The sequence below is a fragment of the Undibacterium sp. GW821-FHT07F11 genome (genome assembly GCF_059418665.1).
On the sequence record NZ_JBWKQH010000012.1, the window covers coordinates 209,187 to 229,732 of the forward strand.

Here is a 20,546-nt window from a genome sequence, read left to right on the forward strand (position 1 = left end):
AGATAACATTGTGGCTAACCGAAGCGTGGTTTTTTTGTCGTTGTCAGTCGATCAGGCAAACAAGAGTGGCTGAACCGACGATAGTACAATGTTCATTTTTTATCAAAGCTCAGGTCGTATGCCCAAAAAAATGCGAACACTACTATGTCTGTTGATGTTGTCAGCAGCTTGCCGCCTGGCCGTTTCTGAAGACAGCAATCAACAGGCATTGACGGGTTTGCCTCATATCGCACAAGCAGCGGATTCAGCCAAAAGCAGACTAGGCCAGCAGATTTTTTTTGATAAAAACCTGAGCCGCGACGGCACTATAAGTTGCGCCACTTGCCATCGGCCAGAGTTGGCTTTTAGCGATGGCAAAAAACTGGCAGAAGGCATCAAGGGACAAATCGGCACACGCAACACCCCCAGCCTCATCAATGCTGCGTTTAATCAAAGCCAGTTTTGGGATGGCCGCCGCAGCACGCTTGAATCCCAGGCCATCGATCCATTCTTAAATCCGCGTGAACATGGCCTGCAAGACCAGCAAGCCATCCTCACAGGTTTAAGCAAAGATCCAGCTTACCGAGCATTGTTACAGCAAGCCTATAACATCAAACCTGCGGCAATAAACCTCGAACAAGTTGCCAGCGCGCTGGCAAGTTTCGAACGCACTTTGGTAGCTGGCGACAGCCCGTTTGACCGCTATTATTTTCAGCAAGACAAATCCAGCATCAGCCCCGCAGCGCAACGCGGCCTGCAACTTTTCATGGGCAGTGCTCTATGTATCAACTGCCACAAGATAGATAAGACGCATGCCCTGTTTACCGATAATCAGTTCCATGGCCTGGGCGTGGGCTTTAAAAAGATCGAAGCCCGCCTGCCAGAACTGACGCAACGCCTGGCACGCGCACAAGAACAAAAAATCAGCCTGGACCAGGAAGTACTCAGCGATGAAGACATCGCAGAACTGGGCCGTTTTGCAGTCACCCTCAAGCCAGCAGACATCGCCAAATTCCGCACACCCAGCCTGCGCAACGTAGCACTGACCGCACCCTATATGCACGACGGCAGCGTTGCCACGCTGGAAGCCGCAGTCGAAATGGAGATTTATTACCGCAGCGCCGAATCACAAAAGCCGCTGATACTCACCCCTCTGGAAAAAGCTGACCTGGTTGAATTTTTAAAGTCACTGACCAGCGCACCCTTGCCCAAGCATCTTTCATCAGCCCCAGTGCGCAAATGATGCAGTACTGGCAGCAGTGAGGGGATGTATTAAATTACTGCCATATTTTTCATCAAAAGTCTTAATTTTTAAGGCAATAAAAGTAAAAAATAAATAAGTGGGCTTGCTCTCTTTGCATTATAGTTGTGCGGAATGCATGACTTTAATATAAATTAACTATTGCTCGTCCGTATTTTTACGGATTTCAGCCCTGATGCTGGCAGTAGGATGAAACGCAAAGGGATGAACAATGCAGCACCGGTTTTGCCTGAAACATGGCCTTGTACACTTGTTGGCAATTGTGTTGGCGGCATGGAGCATGGTCATCCAGCTTTTTGCAATGCGGCCTCAGCGGGCTTTGTGGCTGCTGGCATTTTGCCTGGGAAGTCATCTTGCATCGCCTGCACGGGCGGCTGATGTGCAATATGTGTATGACAATGTAGGACGGTTGGTTGGTACAGTCGCACCGGATGGCAGCAGTGTGCAATATAACTACGATGCGGTCGGTAACATTATTGGCATACAAAAAAATACAGCCACCACATTAGCGATTACCGAATTTGCCCCATCTGGCGGCGCAAGTGGCATCACAATTCAACTTTTTGGTAGCGGTTTTGATACTGTTGCCGCAAATAATAGTGTCAAGTTTAATGGCGTGTCTGCGACCGTTAATAGCGCGACTGCAAATTTGTTGATTGTGACAGTACCAGTTGGCGTTGTTACAGGAAAAATATCGGTCAGCAATGCCAACGGCAATGTGCTTAGTAATAAGGATTTTGTTGTCGGCGCATTAGCACCCCCAACCATTGCCAGTTTTACTCCCGTGTTGGGAGGTGTTGGTACTCCTGTAACGATATCCGGTAGCAATTTCCAAATAATCAAAGAATCGAATAAAACCAGTTTTGGTAATTTTGCTTCGACAGTAACTTCATCGACTGCTTCTAGCCTGGTTGCAAATGCACCGGGTTCGTCGTTGTCAGGCAAGATCACTGTTTCCACTCCGTACGGGAGTGCAGTAAGTGCAAATGATTTCTATGGCCTGCCTGCTGGGTGGCTAGCAGGCGATATTGGCTTTACCGGTCGTATTGCGGTGAATGGGCCTGCAATGCCGCTCACCACCACAGTGGCAGGAAAAAAAGCAATTGTCTTGTTTGATGGCGTAGCGCAACAGAGAGTGAGCCTGATGTCGATCGCAGGAACATTCGCAAGCAGTATTCCCACTACAATTTACAACCCCGATGGCAGTATGTTGATGGCTGCTACTGTGTATAACAGCGACTCAGTAGACCTGATAACTTTACCTGCCAATGGCACCTATACCATAGCAATGGCTCCAAAATTCAATGATAAAGGCACAGTTAATTTGTCCCTGGTCTCAGAAGCCGTTGGCAGCATTACCGCTGATACTCCTTTCCCTGTCAATCTTCTCGCGGGTCAAAACGGGCGCTACTTTTTTTATGCCGAAGCGGGCAAGACATACGGCTTGGCGCTAGCCGATCTTGTATTTACCGGCAGTGGAAGTATCCCACGAAATGTCACAATAACCTGGGAAAAAACCGATGGTACCAAGTTGTACACATGTGAAATTACATCCACTAACAGTTGCGATTTTTCAGACGCCGCCAGGCTTGGTGTGACAGGCAATTACGTAATTCGTTTTAATCCAAGTTCTACCCATGCAGTCAGTTTTAACGCGATTTTGTCAAAAGATGTAGAGGCTGGTGATTTGATTGCGGGTGCTGCACCAGTCACTGTCACAACAGTGCTGCCGGGTCAGAACGGGCGCTACACTTTTGATGGCATTGCAGGTCAAAACTTTAATCTGGCTATCACCGGCAATACCATGGACGATGGCAATGCAGGCACCAGTAACTCTACCTATATTTATATTTATCAGCCCGGTAATAGCACATCGGAATGGAAATGGGATTATCTGGTGACAGGAAGGGTAAATGGTGTCATCGCTCTCAATAATTTACCGCAGACTGGCAAGTATACAATTGTAGTGAATCCGACCGTGCTGGATAAGGGGAGCATGAGCCTGCAATTACTTTCTGCCACTACAGGCGTGTTAACAGTAGATAGTGCAACAGCAATGAACTTGCCTATGGGGCAAACTGCACGCTATACCTTCACTGCTGAAGCAGGAAAAACTTATGGCTTTGCTGCGGCGGATTTGGTATTTACCGGTAGCGGATCGAGCGATAAAAAACTCTATGTTTATCTTGAAAAATCAGATGGCACAGCGCTGAGCAATTGTTCATTCTCATCAAGCAATAGTTGCGATTTTTATGATCCAAAATTGTTTACGGTTGGTGGCACTTATGTGATGCGCTTTGTCCTGGGATCTACCTATGCAGCAAGTTTTAACGCAACGTTATCTAAAGATATCGAAGCAGGTAGTTTGTCTGCAGGTGCATCACCGACTAATTTAACAACTTTGCGTCCTGGTCAGAATGGCCGATTTACTTTCAATGCAACGGCAGGACAAAGTTTTAATCTGGCATTAAGTGGCAATAGCATTGATGATGGTAGTCCGTCCAGTATCAATCCTATAAACGCGTATATCTTTAAGCCCAGTAACACGGCCTCTGCGTGGACCTATGACACTATTTATACCGGGACTTCAAATGGTGTAATGTCGCTCTCAAATCTTCCTGAGACCGGAACTTATACTGTCTGGATAAATCCGACTGTGCTAGATAAAGGAAGTATTAATCTTCAATTGCTGTCTGATGCAACAGGTGTCCTCACGATGGACGCTGCCACTGCCATCAGTTTGCCGATGGGTCAAAACGGTCGTTACACATTTACTGCTGAAGCAGGCAAGACTTATGGATTCACGCTGACAGATTTGGCATTTACTGGCACTGGTGGTACGAAGAGCGTGGCAGCTTACTTGCAGAAAACCGACGGTACAGCCCTGACCAATTGCACTTTCACAGCTACTGAGAGCTGCAATTTCTATAACCCGGGCTGGTTTGCAACAACAGGTACATATGTAGTGCGCTTCTTCACGAACTCTACCTATGGTGTGAGTTTTAACGCCGTGCTATCAAAGGATATTGAGGCTGGTACCTTGACAGTGGGTGCCGCCCCTATAGCTCTCACGACTTTGCGCCCAGGCCAGAATGGGCGCTTTACCTTCACTGCAACCGCAGGTCAGACCCTGAGTTTGGCGGTGACTGGTAATACGATGGACGACAGCAATCCTGCAACCAGCAATAGAAATTACATCTACATTTACAAGCCTTCAAATATTGTCAGCTATTGGAAAACTGATTCTCTCGCGGCTGGTGCAGCGACGCTGACCATGTCTTTAGGGAGTGCACCCGAAACAGGAACTTATACAGTCCTGATCGACCCTCAGGGCGCTGACAAAGGTACGGTCAATTTACAACTCAAATAAATTGACGTGAATATCTTCGAGAAAATGTATGCAAAAAGAAAGTAGCAAAGTGCCTACCCCAAAATTTAATGTCTATATGTTGAACCGATTTATGAAAAACCTTGCACTTGGCAAGCAAGTCAAGAACACATTTGCAATGGCTTTGGCTTCAGCCTTGCTGGTGGCCGTGCTACCTTCCGGCGCCTTAACGATCGCGGCGGATGCTGGCACTGGCAGCGCCGACAATTTCATTCAGCAATTATCACCGCTTCCCGCCAGATATCCTGGGCAAAGTGCCACGCAATTGGCCGATGGACGCTGGTTACTGGTAGGTGGGCAGACTGGTTCTGGCCTGCTGGATCCCAAGACAAATCAACTCAAGCCGTTGACCAGTCAGTTACAGCATGCGCGCAGTCATCACAGTGCGACCTTGTTGCCAAGCGGTCAGGTCTTGATACTGGGTGGTGTTGATGTCAATGGTGAAGTGCTGGATGTCGCTGAACAATTTGACCCGGCCAGTGAACAGTTTCGTGTTATGGGTAATCTGGGGCTGATCCCGCGCAGCGGGCATACCGCAACAGTACTGGCAGATGGCAAGTTGCTCATTGCAGGTGGGGTGGATAGTCGTCAGCGCTTGCTCTATGAAGCTGAACTATACAACCCACAAAATCACAATCTCGAACACTTTAATGCCAAGCTTGACAGCGCCAGGGCTAACCATGTCGCAGCCATGCTGCCCAATGCGCAAGTCATGTTATGGGGTGGACAGGGCAATGCCCAACAGGCATTGTCAAATGGTGAACTATACGATGCGCGCAGCCAGGCGTTTACTTTGTTCGACAAAAAAGTCGCGGCACAATTAGCTGCCAGCCTGCAAGTCACAGGCGCACCTGCCGTTCAAGATAGCCAACCTGCGCCCGAAGCGCGCGCAGTACCCGTAAACCAGAACTTGATCATACGTTTTAACAGCCGTATGAATGTTGCAGACCTCAATGCTGACACTGTTACCTTAATCGGGCCGCATGGTTCCACGCCAGTTAATGTGGTGCCAGTCGAATTCGGCTTACTCTTGTTTATCACGCCACAGCAAGACTTGCTGCCGGGCAGCCGTTATACACTTTTCATTAAAGACGCAAAAGCGAACAATAATCTGGCACTGCCATTTACCGCCATCGGTTTTGATACTGCGCAACTGAGCAGCACTGGTGCCGCCAGCTATCCAAATACAAATCAGCTTGGTCAAGGTCAAGCTAACCAAAGCAACGGATCGTTTGGTAGCGTCAGTGCGGGTGAAATACCACGCACGGTAAAAAACTCCGCTAACACAGGTGTTTCCACTGCAATAGCATCTGATAGCAGCGCGCTCATAGCTGCCAGCCCAGTTGCTCCTTCCAGCGAAGTGAATGTCGTAAAACAATTGTCTTCAAAAGAAAAATTGGCAGTGAGTGCGGCGGACAGCACGCTCGTGGCAGAAGCATGGCATCCTGATGCCAGTCATTTCAAGGGTGACTGGAGAGCGCGCCGTGGTGCCAGCCCCTTGCAACAACTCCCGCCTTTGCAATCATCCAATGGCGACACTGCATTGTCAGGTCAGGTACTCAGCCTCAATGGCCGTGGCCTCGCCCACGTGACACTCAGTATTGGCGGTCACACTACCCAGACTGACATTACAGGACGTTTCCTGTTGCCGCATCTTGATGCTGGCAACCAGATACTTGCGATAGATGGCCAGACTGCGCAAAAAACCGATACCCGCTACGGCTATTACCAAACACAGGTCAATCTCGAACAAGGTAAAACAACGGCACTGAACTACACCATCTGGGCTACTGCTCTCGATGCTGCAGGTGACATTGCAATCAATTCGCCCACGCAAAAAGAAACTGTCGTCACTTCACCCCGTATTCCTGGACTGGAATTGCGCATCCCCGCAGGGACTGTCATCCGCGACCGCAACGGCAAGATCGTCACCAACATCAACATGACGGCGATACCGGTTGACCGACCACCTTTCCCATTACCTGCGCTTGGTGTACCTGTATATTTCACCATTCAACCAGGTGGCGCGATATTGAGCAGCATCAATGGCCAAAGCCAGCCAGGTGCGAGACTGATTTATCCGAATTTCAGCCAGGCCGCGCCAGGTACCCGTATGGAGTTCTGGAACTATGATGCCCGTGGTAAAGGCTGGTATGTCTATGGTCTGGGCAGCGTAAGCAAAGACGGCAAGCAAATTGAGCCCGACCCAGGTGTCGCGATCTACGAATTTACCGGCGCGATGATTGCCAAGCCAACAGTCGCCCCTGATACTGGCCCGGTAGTTGGTGGTTGCCAGTGCGGAGATCCTGTCGATATTTACACAGGCTTGTTCATCAATAAAAGTACCGATCTTTTCGTCAACGATATTATTCCTCTCGACGTCAGCCGCAGCTATCGCCAGAATGATCCAGCCTCGCGAGCCTTTGGCATAGGCACCAATCTGGGTTATGACATCTTTCTGGTAGGTGACTCTTCACCCTGGACTTATCAAGACCTGATTTTGCCCGATGGCAGCCGCATTCACTACGCCCGGACTGCGCCCGGTACCAATTATTCAAATGCAGCGTATCAAAGCACCAGTAGCCAAGGGCAGTATTTTGGATCAACATTGCGCTGGGATGGCATAGGCTGGACAATTGAGCTCAAAGACGGCAGTGTATTAAAGTTCCCTGAAGCCACGCGTCAGGGCGCACGCCGTGCTGCAATCGTCGGCTTACGCGACCGTTATGGCAATTCACTAACCTTCAGCCGGGACAATGCGGGTAACCTGACCCGTATTACCAGTCTGACCGGTCGTTTCATTCAATTCACCTACGATGCAAACAGTCGCATTACGCAAGCGATAGACAATCTGAATCGTCTTGTCAAATACGAATACGATACGGCTGGCCATCTCGTCAAGGTCACGGACCCCAATAACCAGTTCGAGGTATTTACTTACGATACCAATCACAACATGCTCACCGTGCAAGACAAACGCGGCAAGATCATGGTCACTAACATCTATGACGCAAATAATCGCGTCACCAAACAAACCTATGCTGACAACAGCACCAACTTGTTTGCCTATACAGTAGGTGGCAACGGCAAGGTTACACAAACCGACCATACAGACGGTAACAGTATCGTTACCCGCTATGTTTTTGATGCCAATGGTTACCCCAGCAGCGTCATCAGCGCCTATGGCTTGCCCGAGCAGCAAAGCACCACCATCGTCCGCGATCCTGCCACCAGCCTGGTGCAGTCGGTGACTGATGCCCTCAATCGCAAAACGACCTACACTTACGACAGCATGGGCAACCAGCTCAGCCAGACTTTCCTGGCTGGCACGCCCAATGCCATTACCACAAGTGCCACCTACAGCAGCGACTACAACCAGATCACCAGCATCACTGACGCGTTGAACCGCACCACGACCATCAGTTATGACGGTAAAGGCAGCCTGCAACAAATCAAAGACCCCACCAACAAAATACATGGGTTTGCCAACAATGTAGCCGGTCAATTGACGCAATACACTGACCCCCGCAACAAACAGACAAAGTTTGCTTATGACGGCTACGACCTCAGCAGTGTAACTGACCCATTGAACCGCATTACAAATCTGCATACAGATGGTGCCGGTCGCCCACTCAGCAGCGTTGACCCGCTCAACAACCTCGCACTGACCAATATCGATCCGCTTGATCGCGTCAGCAGCGTCGTCGAGCCCAATAACCAAAGCACCGGCTTTGGCTACGACAACAACGACAACCTCACCAGTGTCACCGATGCCAACAACCACAGCACCCAGTTCGCCTACGACAACCGCAACGCCGTTACAGGCAAGACCGACGCGCTGAACCAAAGTAACAGCATCGTCTATGACAAAGAACATCGCATCACACAAAGTACAGACCGTAAAAACCAGCAAACCACATACACCTATGACGGCCTCAACCGCCCTTTAAAAACCACCTACGCAGACGGTAGCAGCATTACCCGCAGCTATGATGCCGGTAACAGAGTGACACAACTGGCCGACAGCCTTAATGGCAACATCGGCTTCAGTTATGACAATCTGGACCGCGTTACCCAGATCACAACGCCCAAAGGCATTGTTAACTACACCTATGATGCAAATAGCCGCCGCAGCAGCATGACCGTCGCAGGCCAGCCAACGCAAAGCTATACCTATGACGATGCAGGCAGATTGCTACGCATAGACCAGGCCGCAGGAGCCATCAACAACAACCAGACACAAGCCATCCAGTTCACTTATGACGACGCAGGCCGCCTCACCAAAACCACCTACGCCAACGGCATCACCCGCGACAACAGCTATGACGATGCAGGCCAGCTCACAGGCATCACCTACAAAAAAACCGACAACAGCCTCATCGGAGACCTGGCCTACACCTACGACGCCAATGGCCGCCGCACCAAAGCCAGCGGCAGCCTGGCAAAGACAGACTTGCCTGACACAATCAGTACAGCCAGCTACGACGCCAACAACCGCCTCGCCACCTGGGGTAGCCAGATACTCAATTACGACGCTAACGGCAACCTCACCAGCGATGGCCTCAAAACCTACATCTGGAACGCCCGCAACCAGCTCATTCAGATCAAGGACAGCACAGGCACAGAAGTCGCCAGCTTTAGTTATGACGCTTTAGGCAGAAGACAAAACAAAACCATCAACGGTGTCAGCACAGGCTTTATGTATGATGGTGTCAACATCGTGCAAGAACTCAGTGGAAACAACGTCACCAACAGCTACATTAGTGGTGGTGTAGATCAGGTATTTGTGCAGCAGAGCGGTATGGGATCAAGTGCCAGCAGTCTGACTTACCTTACGGATGCACTAGGTTCCACTATCAGACTCACTAATGCAACAGGCGACAAAGTTGTTGATTACAGCTACGATCCTTATGGCAATACCAAGGCAGATGCTGTCATCAACAACGCCTTCCAATACACTGGGAGGGAGAATGACGGGACGGGGCTGTATTACTACCGTGCCAGATATTATTCACCTTCGACGCACCGCTTTATATCGGAAGATCCGATTGGGTTGGCTGGGGGGATTAATACTTATGGGTATGTGGAAGGTGATCCGATTTCACTTATTGATCCGACTGGTTTAGCGCCAAATGGAATACCAAGTATATTGGCGCAAAAGTATTCCTGGGCGACCCAGCAAAAAATATATGGGGATATGCTTTGTGATTTTGGAAAAAAATATGCATCTGTGAGTGAATCTGTTTTAACTTTGCTTTTGTTTGCACCGGAAGCTGCAGTTGCAAAGAGTGTATTACCTAGAGCGGCTGCAAAAATCGACTCAGCAAAAATTCGCGAAATCGAAAATATTGTAAGGTCAAATGGATCTGCATTCCCACTTGATACAGGTGCTCAACTTAGGGCTGTAGCCGAATCTTTTGCTAGCAAGGTACGGGATCGTTTGCGCGGAGGATTTGTGGAACAAGCAGCACATATTAGAGATGTTGGTTTAGGGGCCGTTGATAGACTTGACCGATTTAACGCGCTAACTCCTGCAGCCAGACAACAATTGCGAGACATCATTAACGGAGCTTTCAAACCATGAACGATCCACTGGATATTATCCAAGACCTAGCTTATACCGAGCTATTGATTACGTGCCAAATACCAAGTTGTCAAAGTTTATTTCAGCGAACTGTCGAAGAACCACCTACTGAGCCGGTAGAGGAATGGGCAAAAAGAATGGCTAATTTTGCTCGTGATGCAGGCTGGGATGTAGATGTGACTGGACGAGTGGTGTGTCCAATACACAATCATTTATTGATTAAAAGCTAGTTGTCAGCACAGTCTTGCATGACAGTGTCAACATCGTGCAAGAACTCAGCGGCGCGAGTCCTATCAACAACTACATCAGTGCAGGAGTAGATCAGGTATTTGTGCAGCAGAGTGGTGCGGGGACAAGTGCCAGCAGTCTGACTTACCTCACAGATGCGCTTGGTTCTACCATCCGTCACACAAAATCATCCTCTAAAGAATGTGCTGAAACTATTACAAATGATAGCAATGTAGTAGATTTTTAAACGCTATTGGTATGACAAGTATTGGATTCTAAAAATGGCAGCGTTTAATTGGATAATTTTTAAAAACATCTGCCCTCACTGTGGTGTTGGCGCTGTCATTAAGGCCCAATGCCATGTTGCGTCGACATTTCAGGGAGATGAACGCGGAAGGTTTTGCAACAACACCTATCAATTAAATCAAGACATGATCTGGTGGAGTGAGGACGATCCTAGATGGCCGCAATGGATTGATAGAGGAGAATTAGCAAATGGCAAGACGGACTTAATTGATGAGTGCTGCATTGCTCACTGCGAAACATGTAATACAGACTTATTTGCAGTAATTACATTTGAACCGATTAAGCCAGTCAAATTAAGACAATTAGGATTGGAAAGGGATTGGCCATCAAGTTATAAAAAATAGCGAAGCTATATGTCGTATTTCAAAGACCTAACCCCATATTCCTATCATTCAGGGATGTTCTATCGCTCTAATACTCTAAGTATTGGATGGTTAGCTCTGGGTCAGTCGTTTACAACGAAATTACCATCTGAAGAGTTACTGGCATTGACATGGAGTTTCTGCAAGATATCAGTAGCACAAATGAGAGGTATACATAAGTGTGAATTTTGTTCAACTGATGATTGGTTTATTGCTGAGAGAAATGGCGAGCGACTTCTTTTGGGAACTTCAGAGACGCGCGTGTTTTCGCCAAATGGCATAGTTTATGCCGCACCGACACTTATCTATCACTACATTTCTGTACATAATTATTGCCCACCCGAAGAGTTTTTAGTTGCAATGAAGGAAGGGCCGCAACCATTCAGTCAAGAATATATCGAGCAGCTTGAATTATTAAAATTGGAATGGAGTATGACATCAGTACCAGAGGAAAATGCAAAACGCTTTAGAATTGAGTGAGCGAAGGAATTTGAAATAAGAATAAAAATTGATGCGGATTAAACAAACCAGCAAAGCTTGGCACGAGATACTAATCTGGTCCATACTTTGCTTGGTGCCTACTTTGTCTGCACGGCATAAGTCATGCTCATACGCAAGGCACCCGCAGCTACGACACCGGCAACCGCCTCACCCAGTTAAGCGAAAGCATCAACGGCAACATCGGTTTTAGCTACAACAATCTCGACCGCGTCACCCAGGTCACCAGCCTCAAAGGCAGCATCAGCTACACCTACGACGCCAACGGCCAGCGCAGCACAATGACCGTCGCAGGCCAGCCAACACTAAGCTACACCTATGACAAAGTCGGCAGGCTCACCCGCATAGACCAGGCCGCAGGTGTCATCAACAACAACCAGGCACAAGCCATCCAGTTTGTCTACGACGACGCAGGCCGCCTCACCAAAACCACCTACGCCAACGGCATCACCCGCGACAACAGCTATGACGACGCAGGTCAATTGACAGGCATCACCTACAAAAAAGCTGACAACAGCCTCATCGGAGACCTGGCCTACACCTACGCCAATGGCCGCCGCACTAAAACCAGCGGCAGCCTGGTCAAAACAGATTTACCTGACACAGTCGCCACCACCAGCTACGACGCCAACAACCGCCTCGCCACCTGGGACAGCCAGATACTCAATTACGACGCTAACGGCAACCTCACCAGCGACGGTCTCAAAACCTACATCTGGAACGCCCGCAACCAGCTTATCCAGATCAAGGACAGCACAGGCACAGAAGTCGCCAGCTTCAGTTATGACGCACTAGGCAGAAGACAAAACAAAACCATCAACGGTGTTAGTACCGGGTTTATGTATGATGGTGTCAATATCGTACAAGAACTCAATGGTGCAAGCCCACTCAACAACTACATCAGCGTTGGAGTGGATCAGGTATTTGTGCAGCAGAGTGGGACTGAGCCAAGTGCCAGCAGTCTGACCTACCTCACAGACGCACTCGGTTCCACTATCAGACTCACCAATGCAACTGGCGACAAAGTCGTTGATTACAGTTACGATCCTTATGGCAATACTAAGGCAGATGCGGTCATCAATAATTCGTTCCAATATACTGGTCGGGAGAATGACGGGACGGGGCTGTATTACTATCGTGCCAGATATTATTCACCAGCGACACATCGATTTATTTCGGAAGATCCGATTGGGCTGGCTGGAGGAATCAATGGGTATGGATATGTGGGTGGAAATCCGGTTTCATTCATTGATCCACTAGGATTACAGGCAGGGCGCAGGTACGACACTGTAGAAGGCCAAGTAGCTGGTTTCGATAGGGCTTTTAAGGAAAATGGCAAGCTTGACTGCGAAGGCATGGTCGGCATAGAACTTGCAGTTAATGCGTTAAGTTTAGCCACAGGGGTAGGAGATGTAGCCGTTGGGATAAAATCCTTGGCGATGATGTTGAATGTTGGACGAAATTCGGCGCAGAGGGTTTTAGTTGGAGGTGGTGCAACATTAGAGAAATTGACATTCTGGGAGGTTAAAAGAATTCAGAATGCGGCCAATAGGACGGGGACGGAAATCACAGTGGTCGGAAGTAGAGTAAATCCCAATAAAGCGCTTACTGCAAACTCTGACTTTGATTATGTTGTTAACGCAAATAATAAAATACGTAGCGATTTGAAAGGATCTTTGCCAGGGGCAAAGAGTGTTCGAGACGGACTGCCTGGCAATCTAGATATTTTTAAGACTCCTGTTGATACGAGTCTTCCTTTTGTAACTTTTTTTCCATAACAGAAGAGGTAGATATGACGAATGAAGTCATTCTAATGAGTCGCCCAACAAACTTTGCTGTTGTGCAATTACCTGGACGGAATTACCCGGGAGTTGTTGTGCAAGGGGATACTTTGAAATCTTTAGTTTTGGCGGTCGGTGAAATGGTGCGCTTGCTAGCAGCAAAAGATTATGACGAACTTTCAGAAGAGATTTCAAGTGTGGAGGAGCAGTTGAATGAGGCTCTATCGCAATATGAAAGAGTTTGCCTTGAAAGGAAAATTGATCTTCCCTATTCAATAGGGTGATTTCTAGTAAAGAATTTGCTTGGATAAAACAAAGCCATTTGAAAAAATGGCACAACTTACAAAGAATGGCTCCATGCCGCCGATTAAAAAACTATTACTGGTCATATTCATGTCGTGTGCGATGCAACAAGGGTTGGCGGCTACTCCAGATAGAGTCACGATGTTGGAGCGAACCACCTTGATGACAACTAAATTGATTAAATTTGCTAATCAGAAAAGCGCGAAGTATGGCAACGTTGAAATTGACGAAGCAGCAAGTGACCAATTGATTGTTGAGCTTGAGCGTTTGTTAAGCCAGGAAAAAAGTGCTGCCGTATTGGCAAGAGTTGCGATTATTACGCGAGTGTTTGCGGACAATGGGCGTGAGTCTCGTGACGACGATACAAAAGTAGTGGCAGAAATTTTGACTGAAGCTTGGTTCGCTTGTATGACTAATATAAAGAAAATTGGCGGACAAGAAGCATTGGAGGCATTAGAAGATATTAAAAGAAATCTTGCTTATCGAACTATTGATGGAGCAATTGGATTGGCTTTTGATAAAGCACGGAACGAGGTAGAAGAAGGAATAAAGGCTAAAGGTATCAAAGCGAAGGTGCCGTCGAAATTACCGTCTAAGACCAAGTAGCTATCCATCTCTTTTAGATTGAAAATTAAAAACTGAAATATATGTCAATCGGTATTAAATATGGCTCCCCAAGTCCTGGCAGTTCATTGTTTGAGCATTGGACGAGTGATTCATCTGTGTCCATTCAAAACCCCGCAACGCAACAAGAAATCGCTTTGTTTGAAAGAAAAAACAATGTTGCGATATCAAATGACTTCAAAAATTATTTGATGCTTGTGAATGGCTTTAATCAGTCGGACAACTATCAAGATGAGCACGGCTTCAATTTCTGGCCAATTGAGAAAATTTGCAACGTTCAATCTTTTGAGGAAGGACGCATCATTTTTTATGGTGCAGGTTCGTATTACATTTTCTGCGACTATTTGGATTTTTCTTGGGCATATGCCATCAATTTTGCGGCTGAGACGGAGAAGAATACAGTGATCGCTATCGGCACAAAAAATAATGTTCCACCCGTAGTAGCCGAAGATTTTTCGGAGTTCGTTGAATTTTATTTACTAGATGATGATCGTCTTTATGATATTTGAAAGCATAAAACACAGTCGATAAAGATAAGAATGGTGGCATTAATGTTGTTGAAGATTGAGGAAATTAAAGCGTTAGGTGTGGCAAACCTACAATAAAAAATAAGCCCTTCGCAGCTAGGCCTGTTAACTATGCAAACACCGCGACATCATTTTTAAAAATAAATGAAAATCCTCCTATTACTTGTCACGCTCTTCCTCTCTGCGCCTCTTACTGCGATGGCTCAAACTTGTCCACCAACGATTGGTGGCAGCATTGCACTTAAAACTATAGCTCCCGGATGGAAGGTCAAATCTGGTTATCAAAAATTTGACCTGGAACGCGTTTCGATTATTGACGGGCCTATGTCTAGTAACCCGTCAGAACCTGATGCTGAATTGAAACCAATGGAGAAAAATGGAATTCAGTATTGGGCGTTTGGCGAACCCATCAGAAAAAGGGAAATGTGGATGCGCTGCGAGTATGCTCAAACATCTGTCACGTTGAGTAAGATGATTCGTTCAGATACTGTTCTTTGTTTTCAGCGGAGTGACCTTGGCCCGGAGAAAGCGGTAAGGAGTGAAGTTGTTATTATGTGTGTTGATTCGTCGCATAAAGCTAACGAAACGCTCAAGCCATACCAAGCCCAATCCCTTTTGCCAAATGAATGAGAAAAATTTTCCTGAGTTAGCATGTGATAAAAGGGAAGTTTGATTTCGTACTCTCAGCTCTCTAGTTGGGACAATATTCAGCATGACGGCGGCCACCACATCAGAAAGGGCGGCAGCCTGGGCAAGGCAGACCTGCCAGATACCGCACCGAACCTATTTCTTCATCTAGTCAATGGAAAACATTATACCCCAAAGGACGTTAAACGATGATTAAGTATCTTTCATGGAGTGCAATCGTCATTCTGATGTGCCTTGCTACATGGTTAGCTGTGGATTTTTACAGGAGTAATTCAAAGCCAGCAGCTAGTCATTTTCCTTATTCTATTTCGACAGATGAAAAGGCCGATCTTGAACGCAAAGCAGTTCTTGGAGATTGCGATGCGTCAGCGCGATTAGCTCAATATTACCTTTACGGTGCTTTGGATTTAGATGCTGCCATAAAGTATCTTCGTATTGCTGCCAAGTGTTCAGATATTGCGCCCAAAGAATATCTGGTCAACATACTGATGCATAACGTGAGCAATCCCGGTGTCTCCGCAGAGATCAAATTACTGGTAGATGATATCCGGAAAATTGATCCGCAAAAAGCAACGAAGTTAGACGATCAGTTAACAGCATCGAAAGAATCAAAACCATAGTCTATGTTAATAATTAAAAAAATATTATTCGTCATATTGTTGACATGTGTGACTCAAATAGGTGTTGCAGCAACACCAAATCGGGTTTTAATGTTTGAGAGAACCAATGTACTGACGACAAAATTGATTGAGTATCTCAAGAAAAAAAGCGAAAAATTTGGCAAATCTCAAATTGAAGATCCAGCGAATACTGAGATAATGAATGAGCTGGATCGATTAATAGGGAAAGAGAAAAATCCTGCAGTGTTGGCGAGGGTTGCCCTGAATGTTCGAGTGCTTGGTGACTATGGATTTGAATCTCGCGAAGATGATGGCGAAGTGATAGAAATAGTCTTGCTGGAGATTTGGTTTGCTTGCCTGAACAATATAAAAAAGGTTGGGGACGCAGATGCTTTGGCAGCGCTAAACGACATGAAAAAACTATTTCTCTTCAAACTCTTGATGGAGCGGTAAGCCTTGCATTTCGGAAAGCGAGAGAAGAAGTTGAGGAGGGAGTAAAGGCGAAGGGTATCAAAGCAAAGGAGCATTCAAAATCACCTTCCACGAAGAAATAAATGTGTGGGCATGTCCTTATCGGACTGGTTTTTAAAGAAATTGATAAATACTATGACGAAGAAAGAAGAATTTTTTGAAGATATGGCAAACGCTATAGATTCTTGGACTGACGCAGCGACCAAGGCTGTAACTGAACAAATTTCTGGTCTTACGTGGGGTGCCAATAAAGATTCTTTTAAGCATATTCGGCAGGTATTATTGTCACATTACGTACCAAAAGAAGTCGTCGAAGAGATGTTTAGCGAATGCTTCCAAGGATTGGCACACTCTTTTTTATGTACGCTGGATGGTGCAACGGCATTGTCAGATACAGGACGGATTTATGTTGTTGATGAAGATGGTAATGAGCTTGGTGATGGATTGCACGGGGATTTTGTTGAATATTTTTTTGACAGGAAAGAGTCAAAAGAAAATTGATCGGATAGGCTTCTATGCTCTACGAAAAACCATATATTGAAGCGTTCCTTTGCAGATTTGTGCGACCCAAGAGACCAGATCTTGAAGCTCCACTTCTGGATGCGGTTGGCGCATTAAATTCTAGAACAACTCTTTCTGATGCAACTTTGGCGGCCACGGTTGACGCTGCTTCCGAAAAGCAAACAACCGTTTATGAAGCATCGACTCAGATTTTTGGAGAAATTGCCGAATATGACGATAGAGCTTTGCAGATGATTCAAGAAATGGCGACCTCGAAACATGCTCACGTCCGACACAACGCTTTGCTGTGCATCACGGAAAAAATACCGTCATTCGTATGTCTTGGAATGATTCGCGATGGTTTGAAAGACAAAAGCTCACGAGTCCGAAGCAAAGCAGCAGATTGGGCGCATAGAATGCGATTAAAAGAAGTTGCTCCGGATATCGCCAATGCATTGTTAACAGAATCTCATAGTGATACAGCACAGATTATGCGAGCAGCGATAAGGGTTTTACAAGCTGAAGTAAGCTAAACGAGTTCCCATCAATTCAGTAGAAATAAGAAGCGATGGTAAAAATTGATGCGAGTTAGACAGATCAGCAAAGCTTGTAACCAGATATTAATCTGGTCCATGCTTTGCTTGTTCAGCACCAATCTGTTCGCCTATACACTAGACGATGCAGGCCGCCGCACCAAAACCACCTACGCCAACGGCATCACTCGAGACAACAGCTATGACGATGCAGGTCAACTCACAGGCATCACCTACAAAAAAGCCGACAACAGCCTCATCGGAGACCTGACTTACACCTACGACGCCAATGGCCGCCGAACCAAGACCAGCGGCAGCCTGGCAAAGACTGATCTGCCTGACACAATCAATACAGCCAGCTACGACGCCAACAACCGTCTCGCCACCTGGGGCAGCCAGATACTCAATTACGATGCCAACGGCAATCTCATAAGCGATGGCCTCAAAACCTACATCTGGAACGCCCGCAACCAGCTCATCCAGATCAAGGACAGCACAGGCACAGAAGTCGCCAGCTTCAGTTATGACGCACTGGGCAGAAGACAAAACAAAACCATCAATGGTGTTAGTACCGGGTTTATGTATGACGGTGTCAACATCGTGCAAGAACTCAATGGCGCAAGCCCAATCAAACTACGTCAGTGGTGGAGTGGATCAGGTATTTGTGCAGCAGAGTGGGTCAGGATCAAGTGCCAGCAGTTTGACTTATCTTACAGATGCACTCGGTTCTACCATCCGACTCACCAACACAGCAGGCGACAAAGTTGTTGATTACAGTTACGATCCTTATGGTAATACCAGGGCAGATGCGGTCATCAATAATTCGTTCCAGTACACTGGACGGGAGAATGACGGGAACGGGTTGTACTACTACCGTGCCAGATATTATTCACCAGCGACACATCGGTTTATATCGGAAGATCCGATTGGATTGGCTGGAGGGATTAATGGTTATGCATATGTGGGTGGAAATCCGATTTTGTATGTGGATCCGATTGGATTGGCAGAAAAAAAAGTCGAATTAAATGACAACGCAATTGTTTGTCGTGGAGGGCTATGTACCGCTGAAAGTCTTATAAATGGCAGTGGCGTAAGAATCGATGCTGCAGGGAAATTGCAGGGGGTTTCTGTTAATAGCATGAATGGAATGAGTTTGCAAGATTTGTCATGTGGTATTCCGAACGGGCAAGTAGGTCAGACTACAGTTGGGAAAGTCAGAGCGCTTGGTGGAGATGTTAAGTACTCACCAAATGGGAATAATCTTAATCATTCAACTTTAAGTGGCATTACCGCTGCTGAAGCAGAATCGTTATTGAGGCCAACAGTTAAAAATCCAAGTAAAAATGCAAAGATTAGCGGTGCAAAAATAGGTGCACTTGGGCCTCTAACTACGGCCGTGCATATGCTGACGTTGGATGCTTGTACAAAAGGTGAAGTTACGCAATGTTTTTGCGCACTCTCAGCAGAGATGAGTGTTCAGGATCCCGGTAGTTGCATGTCTCAAATTTATTAAAAATTGACTTGCATTAAATCAGACTAACCAAGACTAAATTTTATAGGTGAAATAATGTCGATAGAAGAAGAGAATTTGAAAGATATTTTAAATGCGGAACTGAAAAAAATATCGAGAGATGACGTTCGTGACGCAATTAATAAGCTACTAATACCCCCACGTTGCGACTCTCGTACTTGGGATTACGGACCTGAAGGTCAAGTTTTCCCTTGTTGGATTGTTCTCGAACATACTGATTCTAATACCTGTATTGCATATTGTGATAAGGGCTTCGGCCCATCCCATCCTTGGGGACTATTATTCATATCTGGCACCTATAATAGTATGGGAATGGATAGCGGTTGGTTTCGATCACTTGAAGAAGCATTTATCGATTCTTCGGCTTGGGAGCAATAGAATTCAAAGGCTTAAATACTTGGTGTGTAATTGTGTGTGATGTAATTCGCTCTTTTGGAATGAGAACTGCAACAATAAATTACAGGCCGGATTGTGACCAGATATTGTCGTCCCTTCTAACAGTGGGCCTGCTCATTGGCCAATTAATTAGGAAATGAAATGACTCCAATAGAATTTTATCGAACCATTTACATTGGTGATCGTTGGTGTAAGGAGGTTATGATTGATGGAGTAGCGAGAGAAATTAAATTGAAAATAGATTTGATTTCGCGAGTGCGTGGTGCACAGTGGGATTACTATGCCGATGAGGACATTCTAGATGGGTTTATTGTTCTGGAAAATGTAGATAGATTTGAATTTTCACCGCAAGGCCTTATTCCCAACGATTGGATAGATTTTGTCTCAGTCTCCGAAGTAACTGAGGATGGCAGCTATAGGTTTGATTTTAGTTTGGGTGCCTGCACGTCTGAAACTGCGGCACCTACTGAGGTGACACTAACAGTTTTCGCGAAACAGCTTTGCTTAGCGGATGCGACCGGACATAAGATTCGAATCTGATCTACTGCACCCACATAAATATGGGACAAGGGTAGCTAAATCAATTAAGTATTGTGAGCGACGTTGAATCGGAGGTCCGATCAATCGGCAGCACGGGCGACCAAATCTTGATTAGTTGCCTGCTCTGCCTATTCTGTCTGGTTTCTGCTGGCATCGCAGATACCCACAACAAAGCCACCGAATTTGGCTACAACGACAACCTCACACAACTGGCCGACAGCCTTAATGGCAACATCGGCTTCAGTTATGACAACCTCGACCGCGTTACCCAGATCACAACGCCCAAAGGCATTGTCAACTACACCTATGATGCAAATAGCCGCCGCACCAAAACCAGCGGCAGCCTGGCCAAGACAGATTTGCGAGACACAATCAGTACAGCCATGTTCGTTTGCTAGCTGAATTGATAATCATCTAGCCGTCCCCCTTCGGCAAGCACTGAGAGATAAAGTTACGGTGCAAACC

At 46.6% G+C, this 20,546-nt stretch carries 20 protein-coding genes; all 20 read left to right on the top strand.

Annotated elements, in window-relative coordinates:
- Nucleotides 1–130 precede the first annotated feature (130 nt).
- The 20 genes from AC07OI_RS26920 (at nucleotide 131) to AC07OI_RS27015 (ending at nucleotide 20,479) form a co-directional block, all read left to right on the top strand.
- Complete coding sequence (locus AC07OI_RS26920; RefSeq protein WP_495259305.1) at nucleotides 131–1,222, top strand: cytochrome-c peroxidase; 1,092 nt, start codon at nucleotides 131–133, stop codon at nucleotides 1,220–1,222.
- Between the two features lie 229 nt (nucleotides 1,223–1,451).
- Nucleotides 1,452–4,610 carry an IPT/TIG domain-containing protein gene (locus AC07OI_RS26925; protein ID WP_495259306.1) on the top strand — a complete coding sequence of 1,053 codons (3,159 nt, stop codon included), beginning with the start codon at nucleotides 1,452–1,454 and terminating at the stop codon, nucleotides 4,608–4,610.
- A gap of 91 nt (nucleotides 4,611–4,701) precedes the next feature.
- Nucleotides 4,702–10,212, top strand: a complete 5,511-nt coding sequence (locus AC07OI_RS26930) for an RHS repeat-associated core domain-containing protein (protein WP_495259307.1) — start codon at nucleotides 4,702–4,704, stop codon at nucleotides 10,210–10,212.
- Complete coding sequence (locus AC07OI_RS26935; RefSeq protein ID WP_495259308.1) at nucleotides 10,209–10,442, top strand: hypothetical protein; 234 nt, start codon at nucleotides 10,209–10,211, stop codon at nucleotides 10,440–10,442. Before AC07OI_RS26930 ends, AC07OI_RS26935 begins: the two co-directional genes overlap by 4 nt.
- A 279-nt stretch (nucleotides 10,443–10,721) precedes the next feature.
- Nucleotides 10,722–11,090: a hypothetical protein gene (locus AC07OI_RS26940; protein ID WP_495259309.1), complete on the top strand. Its 369-nt coding sequence runs from the start codon at nucleotides 10,722–10,724 to the stop codon at nucleotides 11,088–11,090.
- 9 nt (nucleotides 11,091–11,099) lie between these two features.
- On the top strand, nucleotides 11,100–11,588 hold the full coding sequence (locus AC07OI_RS26945; RefSeq protein WP_495259310.1) for a DUF7919 family protein: 489 nt from the start codon (nucleotides 11,100–11,102) through the stop codon (nucleotides 11,586–11,588).
- A gap of 116 nt (nucleotides 11,589–11,704) precedes the next feature.
- Nucleotides 11,705–13,384, top strand: coding sequence for an RHS repeat-associated core domain-containing protein (locus AC07OI_RS26950; RefSeq protein ID WP_495259328.1), 1,680 nt, complete (start codon nucleotides 11,705–11,707; stop codon nucleotides 13,382–13,384).
- A 14-nt stretch (nucleotides 13,385–13,398) separates the two neighbouring features.
- Nucleotides 13,399–13,671: a DUF6959 family protein gene (locus AC07OI_RS26955; protein WP_495259311.1), complete on the top strand. Its 273-nt coding sequence runs from the start codon at nucleotides 13,399–13,401 to the stop codon at nucleotides 13,669–13,671.
- Nucleotides 13,672–13,690: 19 nt separating this feature from the next.
- Nucleotides 13,691–14,296 carry a hypothetical protein gene (locus tag AC07OI_RS26960; protein ID WP_495259312.1) on the top strand — a complete coding sequence of 202 codons (606 nt, stop codon included), beginning with the start codon at nucleotides 13,691–13,693 and terminating at the stop codon, nucleotides 14,294–14,296.
- Nucleotides 14,297–14,337: 41 nt separating this feature from the next.
- Nucleotides 14,338–14,823, top strand: a complete 486-nt coding sequence (locus tag AC07OI_RS26965) for an SMI1/KNR4 family protein (protein ID WP_495259313.1) — start codon at nucleotides 14,338–14,340, stop codon at nucleotides 14,821–14,823.
- A 162-nt stretch (nucleotides 14,824–14,985) separates the two neighbouring features.
- Nucleotides 14,986–15,471 carry an STY0301 family protein gene (locus AC07OI_RS26970; RefSeq protein WP_495259314.1) on the top strand — a complete coding sequence of 162 codons (486 nt, stop codon included), beginning with the start codon at nucleotides 14,986–14,988 and terminating at the stop codon, nucleotides 15,469–15,471.
- Nucleotides 15,472–15,677: 206 nt separating this feature from the next.
- Nucleotides 15,678–16,109 (top strand): hypothetical protein, encoded by a 432-nt coding sequence (locus AC07OI_RS26975; RefSeq protein ID WP_495259315.1) that lies wholly within the window; start codon nucleotides 15,678–15,680, stop codon nucleotides 16,107–16,109.
- 48 nt (nucleotides 16,110–16,157) lie between these two features.
- Nucleotides 16,158–16,562 (top strand): hypothetical protein, encoded by a 405-nt coding sequence (locus tag AC07OI_RS26980; protein ID WP_495259316.1) that lies wholly within the window; start codon nucleotides 16,158–16,160, stop codon nucleotides 16,560–16,562.
- Between the two features lie 153 nt (nucleotides 16,563–16,715).
- Complete coding sequence (locus AC07OI_RS26985; RefSeq protein ID WP_495259317.1) at nucleotides 16,716–17,081, top strand: hypothetical protein; 366 nt, start codon at nucleotides 16,716–16,718, stop codon at nucleotides 17,079–17,081.
- Nucleotides 17,082–17,095: 14 nt separating this feature from the next.
- On the top strand, nucleotides 17,096–17,614 hold the full coding sequence (locus tag AC07OI_RS26990) for a hypothetical protein (protein WP_495259318.1): 519 nt from the start codon (nucleotides 17,096–17,098) through the stop codon (nucleotides 17,612–17,614).
- Between the two features lie 48 nt (nucleotides 17,615–17,662).
- Nucleotides 17,663–18,385, top strand: coding sequence for an RHS repeat domain-containing protein (locus AC07OI_RS26995; RefSeq protein WP_495259319.1), 723 nt, complete (start codon nucleotides 17,663–17,665; stop codon nucleotides 18,383–18,385).
- Nucleotides 18,315–19,127, top strand: coding sequence for an RHS repeat-associated core domain-containing protein (locus tag AC07OI_RS27000; protein ID WP_495259320.1), 813 nt, complete (start codon nucleotides 18,315–18,317; stop codon nucleotides 19,125–19,127). The genes AC07OI_RS26995 and AC07OI_RS27000 overlap by 71 nt, the downstream gene beginning before the upstream one ends.
- Nucleotides 19,128–19,181: 54 nt before the next feature.
- The gene (locus AC07OI_RS27005; RefSeq protein WP_495259321.1) at nucleotides 19,182–19,523 is read left to right on the top strand and encodes a hypothetical protein; all 342 of its coding nucleotides are present in this window, start codon (nucleotides 19,182–19,184) and stop codon (nucleotides 19,521–19,523) included.
- A 159-nt stretch (nucleotides 19,524–19,682) separates the two neighbouring features.
- Nucleotides 19,683–20,081 carry a DUF6258 family protein gene (locus tag AC07OI_RS27010; RefSeq protein WP_495259322.1) on the top strand — a complete coding sequence of 133 codons (399 nt, stop codon included), beginning with the start codon at nucleotides 19,683–19,685 and terminating at the stop codon, nucleotides 20,079–20,081.
- Between the two features lie 107 nt (nucleotides 20,082–20,188).
- On the top strand, nucleotides 20,189–20,479 hold the full coding sequence (locus tag AC07OI_RS27015) for a hypothetical protein (protein ID WP_495259323.1): 291 nt from the start codon (nucleotides 20,189–20,191) through the stop codon (nucleotides 20,477–20,479).
- Nucleotides 20,480–20,546 lie beyond the last annotated feature (67 nt).